The organism is Lysobacter capsici, from assembly GCF_018732085.1.
Classification (GTDB): Bacteria; Pseudomonadota; Gammaproteobacteria; order Xanthomonadales; family Xanthomonadaceae; genus Lysobacter; species Lysobacter capsici_A.
The window spans coordinates 5,829,385-5,844,632 of the sequence record NZ_CP076103.1 but is presented as its reverse complement, the minus strand read 5'-3'; the positions used below and the strand labels follow the sequence as shown (position 1 = coordinate 5,844,632).

The following is a 15,248-nucleotide window of genomic DNA, read 5'->3' as shown; positions in this document are numbered from 1 at the left end:
CTCAATCTGGATTGCCCTACGCCTCTATCCGAACTGCCGCATCGCCTGCGCATACGCGCGGTCGATCTGCATGCGGCGACCCTGCGCCTGCGCGCGCGCGTCCGCGCTCAGGTGGGCGATGCGTTCGGGCAGGTATTCGGCGCGTTTGCTTTGATGCGCGGCGTCGATGGTCGCGCGGTCGGCGTTGGTGGGCACGCCGAGCACTTCGTGCCATGGCTGCTCGCCATCGGCCGACGTCGGCGATGCATGGTCGCGGCCGCTCAGCAACGGCCACACCACCGCGACCAGCCAATAGCCCAGTGCCACGCCGCCGACGATCACCAGCACTTCGGTCGAGGTCATCGCAGTTGCTCCAGTCGTTGTTTTGCGCCCACGAGCCGGGCGTCGTCGCCATGAAAATCGATCGCCATGTCGGCGCGCTCGGCGATGGCGTCGGCCAGTCGGCTTCGCTCGGCCGCGGGCAGCAGACGCCGCGCCGCGTCGATGGCGTTGCCGTGCAGGCCGCGCCGCGCGCACAACCGGCGCACCACGTTGAGCGCATGCGGCGGGCAGCACAGCAGTTCGAACGACAGCGACACGGCTTGTCGACCGGTAAGTTCCAGCACGCGCCGATAACGCCAGATGCGCAGGCCCATCGCCAGCACGGTGGTGTAGATCGACACCGCCAGCGCCAGCATCGCCAGCGGATGCGGAAACCGCCACAGCAGTAGCGGCAGCGCGACCAGCAGCAACAGCCACAGCAACCGGCAGGCCGCGCCGAAGCCGCGCAGCGCCTGGACGAAATGATCCAGCCCGGCCCAGTGCTCGGCGGGCGATTGCGCCGGATCGCCGAGCCAGCCGCAGCGCCACAACGGCGCCGCGGGCCGCAGCGGATCGGGCAGATACAGGTAGCGGCCGCGCCACTGCGTGCCCGAACCGGTCGATGCGCGCCAGCGATCGCCGTGCCGCACCACGACGATCTCGTCGTAGTGCAGCAGCATCAGCGCATCGAGCAGGTAGAACCCGACCACGCCGAGCACCAGCAGCAGCTCGACCGGCGCGGGGTTCATTCCTGTGCGTCGTCTTTCGGCTTGTCCTTGTTGCGGCCGAACAGCTTGCCGATCGCGGTGCCGATCGCGACGAAGCCGACCAGCACCAGCTTCCACGCCTTGACCAGGAACAGGCCGATCGCGGCGAACACGCCCTTCTTGCTCGCCACCGCGGCCGCGCCGCCGGTGATCAGCGCGGCCAGGCCGAACTCGGCGACGTGATCGCCGGGCTTGAACTCGCTGTACTTCTCGCCGTCGTTGAAGGTATAGCCCGGCACCAATTGCTTGAACTGGCCGATCGCGCCGTCCAGGTCGGTCTGGTCGGCGACCAGGATCACCTCGGTGACGCCGTGGCGGCCGAGCAGGCGGGTGTTGTAGTTGGCGAACTTCTCGGTCGAACCTTCGCTGGAGGCGAGCACCGCCCATTCGAGGTTATGGGTGGACTTGTCGTACTGGGGCTTGAAGCTCCAGCCCTCGATCTTCATGGTTTCCCAGCCGCGCTTGCGGCGTTCCTCGTTGCCTTCCTCGGTGCCTTCGCGGATCGAGTCGAGGATCGCGTCGGCGTCGAGCGACTCTTCGTCCTTCACGTAGCCGATGTCGCTGTAGTGGAAGAACGAAAACCAGTTCATGTCCTTCGGCGCGAGGGTGTACTCGTCGGTGCCGGTGGGCGGGTTGTGCAGGATTTCGTTGAGCTTGCGGGTGCTCGCGGCATCCAGGAACGCGTAGCCCTCGGGCACGCGGATGCTGGCCTTGTCGGCGATCTTGCCGTTGGTCGGTCCGACCTGCCAGGCCAGATTGGCCAGCGCCTGCGCGCCGGTGTCCTGGGCGGCGGCGGGCGCGAGGGTGCCGACCAGCGCGAGCGCGGTCAGGACGGAAAGCAGGCGCTTCCGCATGAGGTATCCCCTTGTTCGATTCGATGACGTCTGTGATGAGACGCTGGCGGACGTTCCCCACGCCCGGCCCGCTATCGCGTCCTTGGATAGGTGCGGGCCCGGCAAGCTTAGTGTGTCGGGCATCACGGAAGCAACGAAGTTTTATCCCGTACGCCGCGGCGAGCGACGGCCCGGACGGCCGCATCGGCGCCGGGTATCAGGCACGCGGGCTCGACCGCTGCGCCGCCAGAAACGCCCGCAGCGAGGCCGGCTTGATCGGTTTGGTCAACACCCGGCAACCGTGCTCGCGCGCGGCATGCTTGAGCGCGTCGCTGCCGTCGCCGGTCAACAGCGCGGCCGGTAATGCGCTGCCGATGCGTTCGCGCAGCACGTCGATGGTCGCCAGGCCGTCGAGACGGTCGTGCAGGTGGTAGTCGACCAGGGCCACGTCGGGCGATTGATCGAGCAGCGCCAGCGCATCGTCCACGGTCGCCGCCAGTAGCGCGGTCGCGCCCCAGCGGTCGAGCAGGGCGCGCATGCCGTCGAGGATTTCGCGATCGTTGTCGATGCACAGCACGCGCAGCCCGGCCAGCGAATCGCCGAGCGTCGGCGAGGCGGCTTCCGGCGGCGGCAGCTCGCGCAGCGCCTCGCCGAGCGGCACCGCGATCGAGAACACGCTGCCGCGGCCGATCTGCGAACGCACCCGCAGCGGATGATCCAGGGTGCGCGAGATGCGCTGGCAGATCGACAGGCCCAGGCCGAGGCCGCGTTCGCCGCCGCTGCCGGGTTGGTCGAAGCGGCGGAACTCGTCGAAGATCTGTTCCAGGTGATGCTCGGGGATGCCCGGGCCGGTGTCCCACACCTGCAATTCGATCTGGCGCGACTGCGGCCGCGCGCGCGCCGCCATCAGCACGCCGCCTTCGCGGGTGTAGCGCAGCGCGTTGGCGAGGAAGTTCTGCAACGCGCGGCGCAACAGGCGGCGGTCGCTGCGGATCGACAGCGGCATCGGCGGCACCCGCACGCGCAGGTGCAGGCCGCGGCCGGCGGCGCTGGGCGCGTATTGCGCGGCGAGTTCGCGCAGCAGTTCGCCGGCGTCCAGGTCGTCGAGTTCCGGGCGCAGCGCGCCGGCGTCCAGGCGCGAGATATCGAGCAGGCCGTCGAGCAGGTCCTCGGCCGCGCGCAACGAAGCGTCGACGCGTTCGGCCAGGCGGCGTTGCTCGTGGACATCGTCGCTTTCGCGCAGCGCGGTGGTGAACAGGCGCGCGGCGTTGAGCGGCTGCAGCACGTCGTGGCTGACCGCGGCGAGAAAGCGGGTCTTGGACTGCTGCGCCGATTCGGCTTCCTGGGTGCGCTGTTCGACGCGTTGCTCGAGGTTTTCGTTGGCTTCGCGCAGCGCCTGTTCGGCGCGCTTGTAGTCGGTGACGTCGCTGTAGCTGGTCACATAGCCGCCGCCGATCAGCGGCCGCCCGACCATCTCGATCACCTGGCCGTTCGCGCGCACGCGCTCGAACACGTGCGGCGCGCCCGCGCGCAGATGGGCGAGGCGGCGGCGCACGATTTCGTCGATGCGGGTTTCGTCGAGGCTGTAGTCGTCGTAGGGGCCCGGGCCCATTTCGCCGCGCTCGGCGTTCCAGCGGATCAGGTCGCTGACCGGGCGGCCGACGTAGAGCATGCCGTCGGGGTAATCGAACAGTTCCTGATAGCGGCGGTTCCACGCGACCAGGCGCATCGCCGGATCGACCACGCTGACGCCCTGGCTGATGTTTTCCAGCGTGGTCGACAGCACCTGGCGATTGAAACGCAGTTCCTGGTTGGCTTCGTCGAGCAGCGCGACCACTTCGCCCAGTTCCATGCCCGAACCGCGCAGCGCGCTGGTCAGGGTCAGGCGCGCGGACGCCGCGCCGATCGCCGCGGCGAGCAGGCGTTCGGTGAATTGCGCCAGCGCGCGGTCGGCCGGTTGCTCGGGTTGCCAGTCGCGGCCTTGCTGGCGCGCGTAGTCCTCGAACGCGCGCCGCGCGTGGCGCTCGCCGACGATGCGTTCGGCCAGCGCCAGCAGTTCGCCGCCGCGCACGCTGCCGGCCCAGCCGCCGGGGCCGAGCGCGGGACGGCGCACGTAGGGGTCGAGGAACGGCGCGGCCAGCAGTTGGTCCTGCAGGCGCGGGCGTTGCCGCACCGAGACGAACAGGAACGCGCCGATGTTCACCAGCAGCGACCAGAACGTGCCGTGGGTCAGCGCGTCCCAGCCGACCAGGCCGAACAATTGCTCCGGCCGCAGCCAAGTGATGCCGAGCGGGCCGGTCGCGAGCCAGTGATCGGCGATCCAGCCGCCGCGCGCGAGCGCCGGCAGCAGCAGGGTGTAGGTCCACACCACGGTGCCGGCGAACAGGCCAGTGAACGCGCCGGCGCGGCTCGCACCACGCCAGTACAGGCCGCCGATCAACGCTGGCGCGAACTGCGCGACCGCGGCGAACGCGAGCAGGCCGTGCTGGGCCAGACCGTTCGCGCCGAGCGAACCGCGGTGATAAGTGTAGGCCATCAAGGCCAGCAGCACGATGGTGACCCGGCGCACCCACAGCACCTGGCGATCGATGCCGGGGCTCTGGTGCGGCGCGCCTTCGTGCAGCGCGCCGGTGCGCAGCAACAACGGCATGACCAGGTCGTTGCTGACCATGGTCGACAGCGCCACCGAAGACACGATGACCATGCCGGTCGCGGCCGAGAAGCCGCCGATGTAAACCATCAACGCCAGCGCGCGCTGGTCGAACTGCAACGGCAGCGCGAGCACGTAGGTATCCGGCGATACGCCGCTTCCGCCGAGCACGGCCTGGCCGGTCAGGGTGATCGGCACCACCAGCAGGCTGATCAGGATCAGATAGCCGCCGAACAGCCAGCGCGCCGAACGCAGGTCGTTGGGGTCCTGGCATTCGACCACGGCGACGTGGAACTGGCGCGGCAGGCACACGATCGCGGTGAACGCGAGCAGGGTCTGGGTGATGAAACCGGCCGGCAGGCCAGGTTGCATCACCACGCGCGCGGCCTGTTCGACCCGTTCGGGGTAACTGCCCAGGCCGGGCAGGTGGATCAGCGCGAACACGCCGATGGCGACGAACGCGACCAGCTTGACCAGCGACTCCAGCGCGACCGCCAGGACCATGCCGTGGTGGTGCTCGGTCGCATCCACGCGGCGGGTGCCGAACAGGATCGCGAACACCGCCAGCATCATCGCCACGTAGAACGCCGGGTCGGCGAGCAGGCCGCTGTCGGACGGCACCCCGGCCAGCACCTCCACGCTCATCGCCACGGCCTTGAACTGCAGCGCGACGTAGGGCACCGCTGCGGTCAGCGCGACCGTCGCGACCAGCGCGGCCAGGCCCGGCGCGCGGCCGTAGCGTGAGGACAGGAAGTCGGCGATCGAGACGATGCGCTGTTCGCCGGAGATCAGCACCAGGCGTTCGAGGATGCGCCAGCCGAAGGCCAGCATCAGCAGCGGGCCGAGGTAGATCGGCAGGAAGCCCAGCCCGGTGCGCGCGGCGGTGCCGACCGCGCCGTAGAAGGTCCACGAGGAGCAGTACACCGCGAGTGCCAGCGAATAGACCGCGGTGCGCAGCCAGCGCGCGCGCGGCGTGCGTTCGCGCTGGTCGCCGTAGTAGGCAACCGCGAACAGCAGGCCGACGTAACCGGCCGATACCAGCAGCAGGATCCAGCCTGGGATCAAGGGCGCGGATTCGCGAGGACGAGTGGCGTGGAGTGTACGGCCTCGGCGATTGGCTCGGGTTTGGGTGGGGATTCGACTTTCGATGCAGGTGCGGCCCTCACCCCAACCCCTCTCCCGTAAACGGGAGAGGGGCTCTTCGCCGCTTCCTTCTCCCGCTTGCGGGAGAAGGTGCCCGCAGGGCGGATGAGGGCACACGGCCCCGCGCGCAGCCGTTTGCTGCCCCGCGCCATCGGCCCGCGCCCCGCCTGAACTTCGCACACGCCCCGCACAATCGCGCTGAGCGGCCGATCAAGCTTCCACACCGCCGCGGCGCGGAACCCACTGCGGTCACGGTTTGCCCGGCGGGCATTTGCCAGTGTCGGCCGCGCGCGCAGAACCCTCGGCTCTCGCGCGCATCACCTCAACCCAAACTCCGGCGCAGCCATCGCCACGCCCGTCGTCGCCGCAGATGCGGCGCGCGGACGCGCGCGCGTTGGTCCGATGGCCGATCGCGCCGTCTCGATCCCAGGAGGGAACAGCGAATGAACCATGGACCGTCGAAGTTGTTGATGCCCGCGCTGCTGGCCAGCGCCTTGTGTCTGGCGCTGCCGGCCACCGCCGTCGCGCAGACCGAACCGGGCGCGCCCGTGCCGTTGAAGATCGCCGACCAGCGCAGCATCGATCTGCAACTGGGCGAGCAGCCCGGCCGGGTCGGCCGCGCCGGCGTCGACGCCGGCCGCAAGCAGGTCGAGATCCGCACCCCGGATGCGTCCTTCATCAAGGTGCATTTCGATCATTTCTCACTGCCCGCGGGCGTGACCTTGGAAGTCGCCAGTCCCGACGGCCGCGAGGTCTATCGCTACAGCGCGCAGCAGCTCGATCCGCATACCGTCGCCGCCGATCTCGGCCAGGACGGCAAGACCAGTTTCTCGGCGATGTCGATCTCCGGCCCGGTCGCGGTGCTGCGCCTGGTCGGCACGGCGCGCGAGCCGTGGCGGGCCGGCCATGGGGTGAAGGTGTCGCGTTATCTGGAAGGCTATCCGGAGGACATGCTGCCGCAGTTGCAGAACGAAGGACTGCTGGGCACCCCGGTCGGCGGCAAGTCGATCTGCGGCACCGACAACAAGCAGGCCGCGGCCTGCTATGCGACCAGCGATACGCAGGCGTTCAACGGCTCCAAGCCGGTCGCGCGCGCGGTGATGAGCGGCGGCAGCCTGTGCACCGCATGGCGGGTGAGTTCGAGCAACCGCATGTTCACCAACAACCATTGCATCAGCACCGCCGCGGGCGTGACCGGCGCGGAATTCTGGTTCAACTACCAGCGCAGCACCTGCACCGGCGCGCAGGCGACGGTGACCAAGGTCGCGGGCGACCAGATGCTCAAGACCGACACCACCCTGGACTACACGCTGTTCACGGTGAAGAACTTCGCCAACATTTCCAGCTTCGGTTTTCTCGGCCTGGATCCGCGCGCGGCGGTGGCCAATGAAGGCATCTTCATCGCCGGGCATCCCGGTGGTCGCATGAAGGAGCTCAGCGTCGCCGACACCCAGAACAGCGGCGGCAAATGCCGCGTCGATGCGCCGAGCGTGACCGGCAACGCGGCCAACAGCGATGTGGGCTACTACTGCGACACCGAGGGCGGCAGCTCGGGTTCGCCGGTGCTCGCGCGTTCCAGCGGCAAGGTGCTGGCGCTGCATCACTTCGGCGGCTGCTTCAATTCGGGCGCGAAGATTTCGCTGATCTGGCCGCAGGTGTCGACCTACTTCGGCGGTGTGATTCCCTGAGTTGGCTTGGTGTGTTTTGTTGCGACGACAGGCCCGCCGATTGGCGGGCTTGTTGTTGGGGCGCAAGGGCAAAGTCGCTGGATCCCCGCGTTCGCGGGGATGACGGTCGTGAGGGGTTGCTTGAATTTTTGGTGTTGTCGCTTCGGAAAATCACGAAACGGGAAACGGGAAGGGGGAAACGGGAAGGGGGAAACGGGAAGGGGGAAACGGGAAGGGGGAAACGGGAAGGGGGAAGCGGGAAACAGGCAACAGGAAACAGGAAACAGGCGAGAGGAAGCAGGCGAGAGGAAGCACGAGGCGCGTCGGCTCCCCAGCCTCGTCATTCCCGCGAACGCGGGAATCCAGTGACTTTCATCGCCGGCCCACGAAAAATTAGTGGCCGATTGCTCTTGCGCTGCGTGCGTGCGCCAAAGGCAAATCCCCCGCGCTGCCGTTTCGATCCGACTTCGAACTCGCGACGGGCGCTCGCCCTCTATTCAACGTGGGCATGGGTCGCGCATGTCCGCTCCGTCATGCGGGTGTCTGCGCATTGACTCTGAGCGCATCGAACCAGAGAAAAACCTTCGCCCAAAAGAAAACCCGCCATGTAGGCGGGTTCGCTTCTGAAGGCGCTGGATCCCCGCTTTCGCGGGGATGAAGCAATGGCAAAGGCGTTCGCGCTATGCCCGAACGCGCCATTGCTTCACTTGATCTTGCCTTCCTTGTAGATCACGTGCTTGCGGACGACGGGGTCGTACTTCTTGACCTCCATCTTCGCCGGGGTGTTCTTCTTGTTCTTGTCGGTCGTGTAGAAGTGACCGGTGTTCGCCGTCGAGATCAGGCGGATCTTGTCGCGCTTGGAAGCCATGGTTCGATCCTCCTCAGATCTTTTCGCCGCGTGCGCGGAGTTCGGCGAGGACGGAATCGATACCGTTCTTGTCGATGGTGCGCAGGGCATTGGCGGAAACACGCAGCTTCACCCAACGGTTCTCACTGGCGACCCAGAAGCGGCGCTCGTGCAGGTTGGGCATGAAACGGCGGCGGGTCTTGTTCATGGCATGCGAGACGTTGTTGCCGGTCGTCGTTCGCTTGCCCGTTACTTGGCATACGCGGGACATTACGCACCTCGAAAGGAGTCTTGCTTCCCTTGGCCAGGGAGGCGGCGGCCCCGGCACCGCGCTCTTTCGAAGGCTGGCACCGCGCGATACAGGTAAGGAATCTCGCCGTACGTGGCGGCCCGGAATCGCGCTTCCGACGGCCGCCCGGTGATGCCCCTAGAGGCAGCCGGACACAACGAGCCGGGCATTATGCCCCAGGCCCCGGGCCGCGACAACAAATGCAGGCGCGTTCAGGCCGCAGGGGTCAGGCGCGGATGAAGAACAGGGCGATCAGCAGGCCCGTCAGGATCAATCCCAGTACAAAGCGGACGTGCGCCTGGGCGGGTGTCCGCGGCGGTGGCCAGGATCGCATGAGGCCGTAAGACAGGGCCATGAGGGTCACGATGGCGGCAAACAGGCCGACCATCACCAGGTAGTGCCGCAGTCCCTCGTCGCCGGCGAACCAGTACCGATGCAGCATCATGCCGACCAGGCAGGCCGCCGCGACGGCGATCAGGCCGTATTCGGCGACGCGCCAGCCGCGCGTCTGGCACAGGTGGCTCAAGCCGAGGGCCACCGCCATTCCCCCGCCAGCGAGCAGCACGCTCCAGAAGGAACCGCCAGGCAGGGGACTGGGCAGTGCGCTCGGGACGATGACCAGCGCGAGGAACGCCAGCAGCAGCCCGTTACGCAATCTGCCGCCGCTGCGCTTAGGGGCCTTGTTCGCGAGTCCGGGCGTGGCCGGCGGAAACAGCCCGGGCGGCAGCAGGGGGTTGAGAGGCTTGCCGACGGCGATCCGGTAGGCCCGGTCCAGGTCCAGGATCAGCGCGGCGATCAATACGATATGCGCCAGGATCAGGACCGCGCCCCAGGGCGCTTTCAGCGTATACGCCCACTGGATGATCAAGCATCGCGCCTCAGTGACTGGCGCGGTCGCGGTGCCAGCCGCGGTGCTTGATGTCCAGGTACAGGCTGTAGGCGGCGGTGAAGGCCGGGAACAGGTTCTGGATGACGCCGACCGAGTCCTGCTTCTGCGAAAACACGAAGTAGCTCAGGGTCATCACGCTGCCGACCAGGCTCATGTACCAGAACGCGCGCGGGATCACCGGCTTGCCCTGGCGCTTGCTGGCGATGAACTGGACCAGCCAGCGGCCGCCGAACATCAGCGCGCCGACCAGGCCGATCAGCTTCCACGGCGACATGTGCAGGCCGGTCCAGGCCAGCCAGACGATCGGCGAATTCATGAAATCGAAGTTCATCGGCGCGGCCTCAGCGTTCGACGATCTGGGTCAGCTTGCCGCGGCGGATCAGCCAGGCCACCCCGCGCAGGTCGCTGATGCCCACCAGGGCGCGGTTGAGGTTGTTGTACTTGGACACGCCGGTGCTGCGCTGGCGGTGATTGACCGGCACGCTCAGGGTCTTCCAGCCGGCGCGCTGCATCAGCGCCGGCAGGTAGCGGTGCATGTGGTCGAAGTAGGGCAGTTCCAGGAACGCGGCGCGCTCGAACAGCTTGATGCCGCAGCCGGTGTCGGGGGTGTCGTCGCGCAGCATGCGGCTGCGGATCGCGTTGGCCCACTTCGACGCCCAGCGCTTGCTGCCCGAGTCCTGGCGGTTGACCCGCCAGCCGGCGAACAGGCGCACGTCGCCGGCCGATTCGGCGCGCTTGGCCAGCAGCTTGGGGATGTCGGCCGGGTCGTTCTGGCCGTCGCCGTCGAGGGTCGCGATCCAGGCGCCGCGCGCGGCCCTGACCCCGTTGCGCACCGCGGTGCTCTGGCCGCTCTGGGTCACGTGGTGCAGCACGCGCAGCTCGGGCACGCCGGCCTTGAGCGCTTCGAGTGCCGCCAGGGTGCCGTCGCGCGAATGGTCGTCGACATAGACGATTTCGAAATCGGTCACCCCGCGCAGCGCGGTGACGATTTCCTGGACCAGGGGCGCGACGTTGTCCTGTTCGTTGAACACGGGGACGACGACGGAGAGTTGGGGGGATTGGGTCATCGATGGGGTTCGCGAGGAATGCGGGGTATTTCAGCCCAGGGCTTGGTCAGCGTGGAGTGATGGGCGGGCCGGCGCAGCGGTTCCGGGGCGGATGGGTCGGGGTTGCAACACGGGATGCCGCCGTCGCAGGCGAAAAACACCGGCAGCTTAAGCCTCGGCCGCGCTGACGTGAACGGCCGCGGCGCCGGCGTTCGGCCAGCGATCATGAACACGCGCGCGTCGGCGGGGTGTCGGTGCGTGCCAGGTGGAGCCCCGGCCCGCCCGGCCCGGCGACTCGCACCCGCACCCGCGGGGCGGGCCGGGATCAGCTTACTTCGCCGGAATGGCCGCGAATGTCAGGCATCGTCGCCGAAATAGTCGCGGCACCACTCGACCACGCGCGGCAGGCCCTGCTCGATCGCGGTCGCCGGCTCGAACCCGAACGCGGCCTGCGCGCGCGAGGTGTCGGCCATGGTCTCGATCATGTCGCCGGGCTGCATCGGCTTGTAGACCTTTTCGGCCGGGCGGCCGGCGGCATCGGCGATGACCTGGATGAAGCGCTCCAGTTCGACCGGGGTGTGGTTGCCCAGGTTGAACACCCGGTGCGGCGGGTCCTGTTCGGGCGGGTGATCGAGCGCGCCGATCACCCCGGCGACGATGTCGTCGATGTAGGTGAAGTCGCGGCGCATCTTGCCGTGGTTGAACACCTCGATCGGGCGGCCGGCGAGCACCGCGCGCGAGAACAGCAGCGGCGCCATGTCCGGCCGGCCCCAGGGGCCGTAGACGGTGAAGAAACGCAGACCGGTCGAGCGCAGGCCGTACAGATGCGCGTAGGTGTGCGCCATCAGCTCGTTGGCGGCCTTGGTCGCCGCGTACAGCGAGCGCGGCTGGTCGATGCGCTGGTCTTCCGAGAACGGCGGCCTGGCCGAATCGCCGTACACCGACGAGGAACTGGCATAGGCCAGGTGCTGCACGCCGCGATGGCGGCACAGCTCGAGCAGGTTGACGAAGCCGACCAGGTTGCTGTCGACATAGGCATGCGGGTTGGTCAGCGAATAGCGCACGCCGGCCTGCGCGGCCAGGTGGACCACCCGGTCGAAGGCGAATTCGTCGAACAGCGCGCTCAGGCCGTCGCGGTCGCCCAGGTCGAGCGCGCGGATGTCCACCTCGGCGCACAGCGCCTGCACGCGATCGCGCTTGAGTCGGGGGTCGTAGTAGTCGTTGTAGTTGTCGAGGCCGACGACGTCGCGACCCTGCGCGCGCAGCGCGCGGCAGACGTTCGCGCCGATGAAGCCGGCCGCGCCGGTGACTAGGAGGGTCATTGGAGGGGGAGTTGGCTGACGATGGGCAAAGTGTCGCTCAGTTCTTTTGCATTGGCTGCATTGATCCACAGGTGCAGGGTCCAGCCGTAGCGCCTGGTTCGCGGCGAGAACAAGGTCTCGCGGGCGTAGGCGCCGCCGCTGCGGGCCTGGAACCAGCGCACCGGGCGGCCGTCGATCGTGCCCTGGGCGACGGGCTGGCGCGACGCCGGATCGAAGCTGGGATGCAGGCCGTGGTACAGGCCGAAGCGCGCCGGCGCGTCGGGCTGCTTCGGTGCCGCGCGCGGATAGGCGTAGCACAGGTCGAAATCCTCGCCGCGCTCATGCACCCAGCGCAGGCCGGCGGCGGCCGGCAGGGTCGGGCAGGCGAAGGGGGCGGCCTCGGGGGCGGGCAGCGGCGGAAGGTCCGGCGGGCCATCGATCCCTTCGGGGCCGGCCGCGGCCGCCGGATGGCCCGGATCGGCCCACTGCAGCGGGTCCTGCGGCCGCTCAGGCAGCGGCGGGACATCGATCAGCGTCTCCGGCACCGACGGATACCACGGCTCGATCAGCGGCGGGTGGTAGATCAGCTCGCCGTCGCGCAAGCGGCCGACCGGGTCGGCCCAGTCCAGGTGCACGTCGTCCTGCGGCTGGGGCGAGGTCACCGGACCGGGCCACATCGGCGGCAGCGGCGGCAAGGGCGGCGGCGAGGGCGTCGCGCCCAGCACGACGCTCAGCAGTACGGTCTCGATCATGCGGAGGATCTCCTTATCCGGGCCGGCCGGACCGGGCCAGTCCGGCTCGGCCGGCCACGGCGACGTTCGCAAAGCGCGTCCGTCGCCGTTCGACCGGTTTACGGCCTGCCGGTTACTGCGCGCAGGTTTACTGCACCGCGACCTGGCGGGCCAGGCCGAAGGCTTCGTCCAGTTGCTCGGCGGTGGCCGCGTCGATCCAGGTGTAGATCCGGACCTTGCTCTTGGGCTTGGCGCCCGGCAGGTTGACCAGCGCTTCGCGCGAGTAGGGGCGCGCGTTGTTGACGGTCTGCTTCTTGAACCACTGCACCTGCTGGCTGCCGACGCTGCCCTTCTCGGCGCGCGCCTTCTTGTCCGGCTTGAAGGTGCGGCTGCCCAGGTAGACCCCGAACCCGCTGCCCGAGCCCAGACTGGACGGCAGCTCCAGGTAGCAGATCGTGTAGTTCGCGCCCTGGCGCTGGCTCCACTTCAACTCCGGATTCTTCAGTTCCGGGCAGGACCCGGACTGCGCCAAAGCCATAACCGGTGCCAGCATCAATGCGGCGGCGGCCATCCATTTCATGTGCAATCTCCCTATCGGTGGTGTGGTTCGTTTGCGGCGACGACGTTCGCGCCCGGCCGGAGCAGGTCCGGCAGGCGTATTGGCACGATCGAATGCGTCAGTTTAGTGGATTATCCCCGGACGCCCGGGCGGGACGTCACAGGACGGCTCCGGGCGACCCGCGCAGGGCGGGCGAGGACAGGCTAGTGCGGATCAGTCGAGCCGGTGCTCTGGACTGGGGCGCGGGGGCTGATCGCAGAGCGTCGGGGCTCTAGCCTCTCCCACAATAATCCTGGCGTCGCGCGGCGATCGGCGGCTTCGTCCCTTGGACTATTTGCGTGGCTGCGAGGTCTTTTGTGGGAGGGGCTTCAGCCCCGATGCTCTCGTCTCAGATGCATCGAAGCCTCAAGCCAGACTCAGTCGACCACTTTCCCGCGCAGCTTCTCCAGCACGCCTTCCAGCGAATCCAGGTCGCTGTAATGGATCACCAGCCGGCCCTTGCCGGCGCGGCCGTGCAGCACGTTGACCTTGGTGTTCAGCGATTCGGACAGCTCGCGCTCGAGCGTGGCGATGTCGGCCTGCGGCTTGGCCTTGGCCGGCTTGGGCTTGCCGGCGACCGGGATCTTGCCGGCGGCCAGCTGCTGCACCCGATGCTCGACCTCGCGCACCGACCAGCCCGCCTCGGCGGCCTGGCGCGCGACCGCGATCGCGGCCTGCGGCGCCAGGGTCAGCAGCGCGCGCGCATGGCCCATTTCCAGCGCGCGGGTTTCCACCAGCACCCGGATCTCGGCCGGCAGTTCCAGCAGGCGCAGCAGGTTGGACACCGCCGCGCGCGAACGGCCGACCGCTTCGGCGGCCTGGGCGTGGGTGAGGTCGAATTCGTCGATCAGGCGGCTGAGCGCCTGCGCTTCTTCCAGCGGGTTGAGGTCTTCGCGCTGGATGTTCTCGATCAGCGCCATCGCGACCACGGTGCGGTCGTCGACTTCGCGGATCACCACCGGGATCGTGCTCAGCCCGGCCAGGCGCGAGGCGCGCCAGCGGCGTTCGCCGGCGATGATCTCGTAGGTCTTGCCGCCGCGTTCGCCGATCTCGCGCACCACGATGGGCTGGATCACGCCCTGGGCCTTGATCGATTCGGCCAGCTCGGCGAGCTTGGCTTCGTCCCAGTGCTTGCGCGGCTGGTACTTGCCCGCGCTCAGCGAATCGACCGGCAGGTTGCGCAGCAGGTCGCCGGGCTGGGCCTCGACCAGGGCCGGCGCCTCGGCGGCGGCCTTCGGGCCAAGCAGGGCTTCCAGGCCGCGGCCCAGGCCGCGCTTCTTGGCGGGATTGCTCATGCCGCGGTCTCCGCGCTGGCGGGGCGCGCGCCGGCCTTGGCGGCCTGGTCGCGTTCGCGCTGGCGGCGCAGCACTTCGCCGGCCAGGCCCATGTAGGCGATGCCGCCGCGGCTGGCCTTGTCGTAGCCGACGATGCTCTGGCCGAAGCTCGGCGCCTCGGCCAGGCGCACGTTGCGCGGCACGATGGTGCGGAACACGCGGTCGCCGAAGTGGGTGGTCAGGTCGGCCGACACGGCATTGGCGAGGTTGTTGCGCACGTCGAACATGGTGCGCAACACGCCTTCGATTTCCAGTGAAGGATTCAGGTTGGCCTTGAGCGCCTCGATCGTGTCGACCAGCGCGCTCAGGCCTTCCAGGGCGTAGTACTCGCACTGCATCGGCACGATGATCGAGTCGGCCGCGGTCAGCGCGTTCAAGGTCAGCAGCGACAGCGCCGGCGGGCAGTCGATCAGGATGTAGTCGTAGCTGGCGCGCAGCGGCGCCAGCGCGCGCTTGAGCCGCTGCTCGCGCCCGTCCTGGTTCATCAGGCTGATCTCGGCCGCGGTCAGGTCGATGTTGCCGGGCAGCAGGTCGAACTCCTCCTGCGTGCGCACGATCGTGGCGGCCGCGTCGGCTTCGCCGAGTAGAACGTCGCACACCGAATTGTCCAGCTGGCGCTTGTCGATGCCGCTGCCCATGGTCGCGTTGCCTTGCGGGTCCAGGTCGACGAGCAGCACTTTCTTGGGCGTACGTGCGAGCGCGGCGGCCAGATTGACCGCGGTGGTGGTCTTGCCGACCCCGCCCTTCTGGTTGGCGACGGCGATGATGCGGGCCATGCGGCTCGTCCCCTGCTGTTCGGTGTGATGACGAAAGAAAGCGGACGGCGCCTGGCGCCGGCCGGACTGGGGATTAT

The 15,248-nt window shown here is 68.5% G+C and carries 15 protein-coding genes; 1 reads left to right on the top strand and 14 read right to left on the bottom strand.

Annotated elements, in window-relative coordinates; translation table 11 throughout:
- Positions 1-24: 24 nt before the first annotated feature.
- From KME82_RS24280 to KME82_RS24265, 4 genes are all read right to left on the bottom strand, one after another.
- Positions 25-342 (bottom strand): J domain-containing protein, encoded by a 318-nt coding sequence (locus KME82_RS24280; protein ID WP_215496307.1) that lies wholly within the window; start codon positions 340-342, stop codon positions 25-27.
- Complete coding sequence (locus tag KME82_RS24275) at positions 339-1,049, bottom strand: hypothetical protein (RefSeq protein ID WP_215496306.1); 711 nt, start codon at positions 1,047-1,049, stop codon at positions 339-341. Before KME82_RS24275 ends, KME82_RS24280 begins: the two co-directional genes overlap by 4 nt.
- Positions 1,046-1,921, bottom strand: a complete 876-nt coding sequence (locus tag KME82_RS24270; RefSeq protein ID WP_215496305.1) for a DUF2167 domain-containing protein — start codon at positions 1,919-1,921, stop codon at positions 1,046-1,048. The genes KME82_RS24275 and KME82_RS24270 overlap by 4 nt, the downstream gene beginning before the upstream one ends.
- Positions 1,922-2,117: 196 nt before the next feature.
- The gene (locus KME82_RS24265) at positions 2,118-5,615 is read right to left on the bottom strand and encodes a PAS domain-containing hybrid sensor histidine kinase/response regulator (RefSeq protein ID WP_215496304.1); all 3,498 of its coding nucleotides are present in this window, start codon (positions 5,613-5,615) and stop codon (positions 2,118-2,120) included.
- Positions 5,616-6,136: 521 nt separating this feature from the next.
- Between KME82_RS24265 and KME82_RS24260 the strand changes: the two genes are divergently transcribed.
- Positions 6,137-7,381 carry a trypsin-like serine peptidase gene (locus KME82_RS24260; protein ID WP_215496303.1) on the top strand — a complete coding sequence of 415 codons (1,245 nt, stop codon included), beginning with the start codon at positions 6,137-6,139 and terminating at the stop codon, positions 7,379-7,381.
- Between the two features lie 682 nt (positions 7,382-8,063).
- Here the strand turns inward: KME82_RS24260 and rpmG are convergent.
- From rpmG to KME82_RS24210, 10 genes are all read right to left on the bottom strand, one after another.
- The gene (gene rpmG / locus KME82_RS24255) at positions 8,064-8,228 is read right to left on the bottom strand and encodes a 50S ribosomal protein L33 (protein ID WP_031370656.1); all 165 of its coding nucleotides are present in this window, start codon (positions 8,226-8,228) and stop codon (positions 8,064-8,066) included.
- 13 nt (positions 8,229-8,241) lie between these two features.
- Entirely contained in the window at positions 8,242-8,478 is a 237-nt protein-coding gene (rpmB, locus tag KME82_RS24250; protein WP_036107951.1) for a 50S ribosomal protein L28, read from the bottom strand.
- Positions 8,479-8,722: 244 nt separating this feature from the next.
- Positions 8,723-9,364: a hypothetical protein gene (locus KME82_RS24245; protein ID WP_215496302.1), complete on the bottom strand. Its 642-nt coding sequence runs from the start codon at positions 9,362-9,364 to the stop codon at positions 8,723-8,725.
- 10 nt (positions 9,365-9,374) lie between these two features.
- Positions 9,375-9,716, bottom strand: a complete 342-nt coding sequence (locus KME82_RS24240; RefSeq protein WP_215496301.1) for a lipid-A-disaccharide synthase N-terminal domain-containing protein — start codon at positions 9,714-9,716, stop codon at positions 9,375-9,377.
- 10 nt (positions 9,717-9,726) lie between these two features.
- Entirely contained in the window at positions 9,727-10,452 is a 726-nt protein-coding gene (locus KME82_RS24235; RefSeq protein WP_215496300.1) for a glycosyltransferase family 2 protein, read from the bottom strand.
- 335 nt (positions 10,453-10,787) lie between these two features.
- Complete coding sequence (locus KME82_RS24230; protein ID WP_215496299.1) at positions 10,788-11,753, bottom strand: NAD-dependent epimerase/dehydratase family protein; 966 nt, start codon at positions 11,751-11,753, stop codon at positions 10,788-10,790.
- Positions 11,750-12,484 carry a hypothetical protein gene (locus KME82_RS24225; protein WP_215496298.1) on the bottom strand — a complete coding sequence of 245 codons (735 nt, stop codon included), beginning with the start codon at positions 12,482-12,484 and terminating at the stop codon, positions 11,750-11,752. The genes KME82_RS24230 and KME82_RS24225 overlap by 4 nt, the downstream gene beginning before the upstream one ends.
- Before the next feature lie 127 nt (positions 12,485-12,611).
- The gene (locus KME82_RS24220) at positions 12,612-13,043 is read right to left on the bottom strand and encodes a hypothetical protein (RefSeq protein WP_215496297.1); all 432 of its coding nucleotides are present in this window, start codon (positions 13,041-13,043) and stop codon (positions 12,612-12,614) included.
- Positions 13,044-13,438: 395 nt separating this feature from the next.
- Positions 13,439-14,356: a ParB/RepB/Spo0J family partition protein gene (locus KME82_RS24215; RefSeq protein ID WP_215496296.1), complete on the bottom strand. Its 918-nt coding sequence runs from the start codon at positions 14,354-14,356 to the stop codon at positions 13,439-13,441.
- On the bottom strand, positions 14,353-15,171 hold the full coding sequence (locus KME82_RS24210) for a ParA family protein (protein WP_215496295.1): 819 nt from the start codon (positions 15,169-15,171) through the stop codon (positions 14,353-14,355). Before KME82_RS24210 ends, KME82_RS24215 begins: the two co-directional genes overlap by 4 nt.
- Between the last annotated feature and the right edge of the window lie 77 nt (positions 15,172-15,248).

Coding starts and splice junctions, on each gene's coding strand:
- KME82_RS24230 (WP_215496299.1), bottom strand. CDS start 11,753: ATGACCCTCCTAGTCACCGGCGCGGCCGGCTTCATCGGCGCGAACGTC.
- KME82_RS24210 (WP_215496295.1), bottom strand. CDS start 15,171: ATGGCCCGCATCATCGCCGTCGCCAACCAGAAGGGCGGGGTCGGCAAG.
- KME82_RS24280 (WP_215496307.1), bottom strand. CDS start 342: ATGACCTCGACCGAAGTGCTGGTGATCGTCGGCGGCGTGGCACTGGGC.
- KME82_RS24220 (WP_215496297.1), bottom strand. CDS start 13,043: ATGAAATGGATGGCCGCCGCCGCATTGATGCTGGCACCGGTTATGGCT.
- rpmG (WP_031370656.1), bottom strand. CDS start 8,228: ATGGCTTCCAAGCGCGACAAGATCCGCCTGATCTCGACGGCGAACACC.
- KME82_RS24235 (WP_215496300.1), bottom strand. CDS start 10,452: ATGACCCAATCCCCCCAACTCTCCGTCGTCGTCCCCGTGTTCAACGAA.
- KME82_RS24260 (WP_215496303.1), top strand. CDS start 6,137: ATGAACCATGGACCGTCGAAGTTGTTGATGCCCGCGCTGCTGGCCAGC.
- KME82_RS24270 (WP_215496305.1), bottom strand. CDS start 1,921: ATGCGGAAGCGCCTGCTTTCCGTCCTGACCGCGCTCGCGCTGGTCGGC.
- KME82_RS24225 (WP_215496298.1), bottom strand. CDS start 12,484: ATGATCGAGACCGTACTGCTGAGCGTCGTGCTGGGCGCGACGCCCTCG.
- KME82_RS24240 (WP_215496301.1), bottom strand. CDS start 9,716: ATGAACTTCGATTTCATGAATTCGCCGATCGTCTGGCTGGCCTGGACC.
- rpmB (WP_036107951.1), bottom strand. CDS start 8,478: ATGTCCCGCGTATGCCAAGTAACGGGCAAGCGAACGACGACCGGCAAC.
- KME82_RS24275 (WP_215496306.1), bottom strand. CDS start 1,049: ATGAACCCCGCGCCGGTCGAGCTGCTGCTGGTGCTCGGCGTGGTCGGG.
- KME82_RS24215 (WP_215496296.1), bottom strand. CDS start 14,356: ATGAGCAATCCCGCCAAGAAGCGCGGCCTGGGCCGCGGCCTGGAAGCC.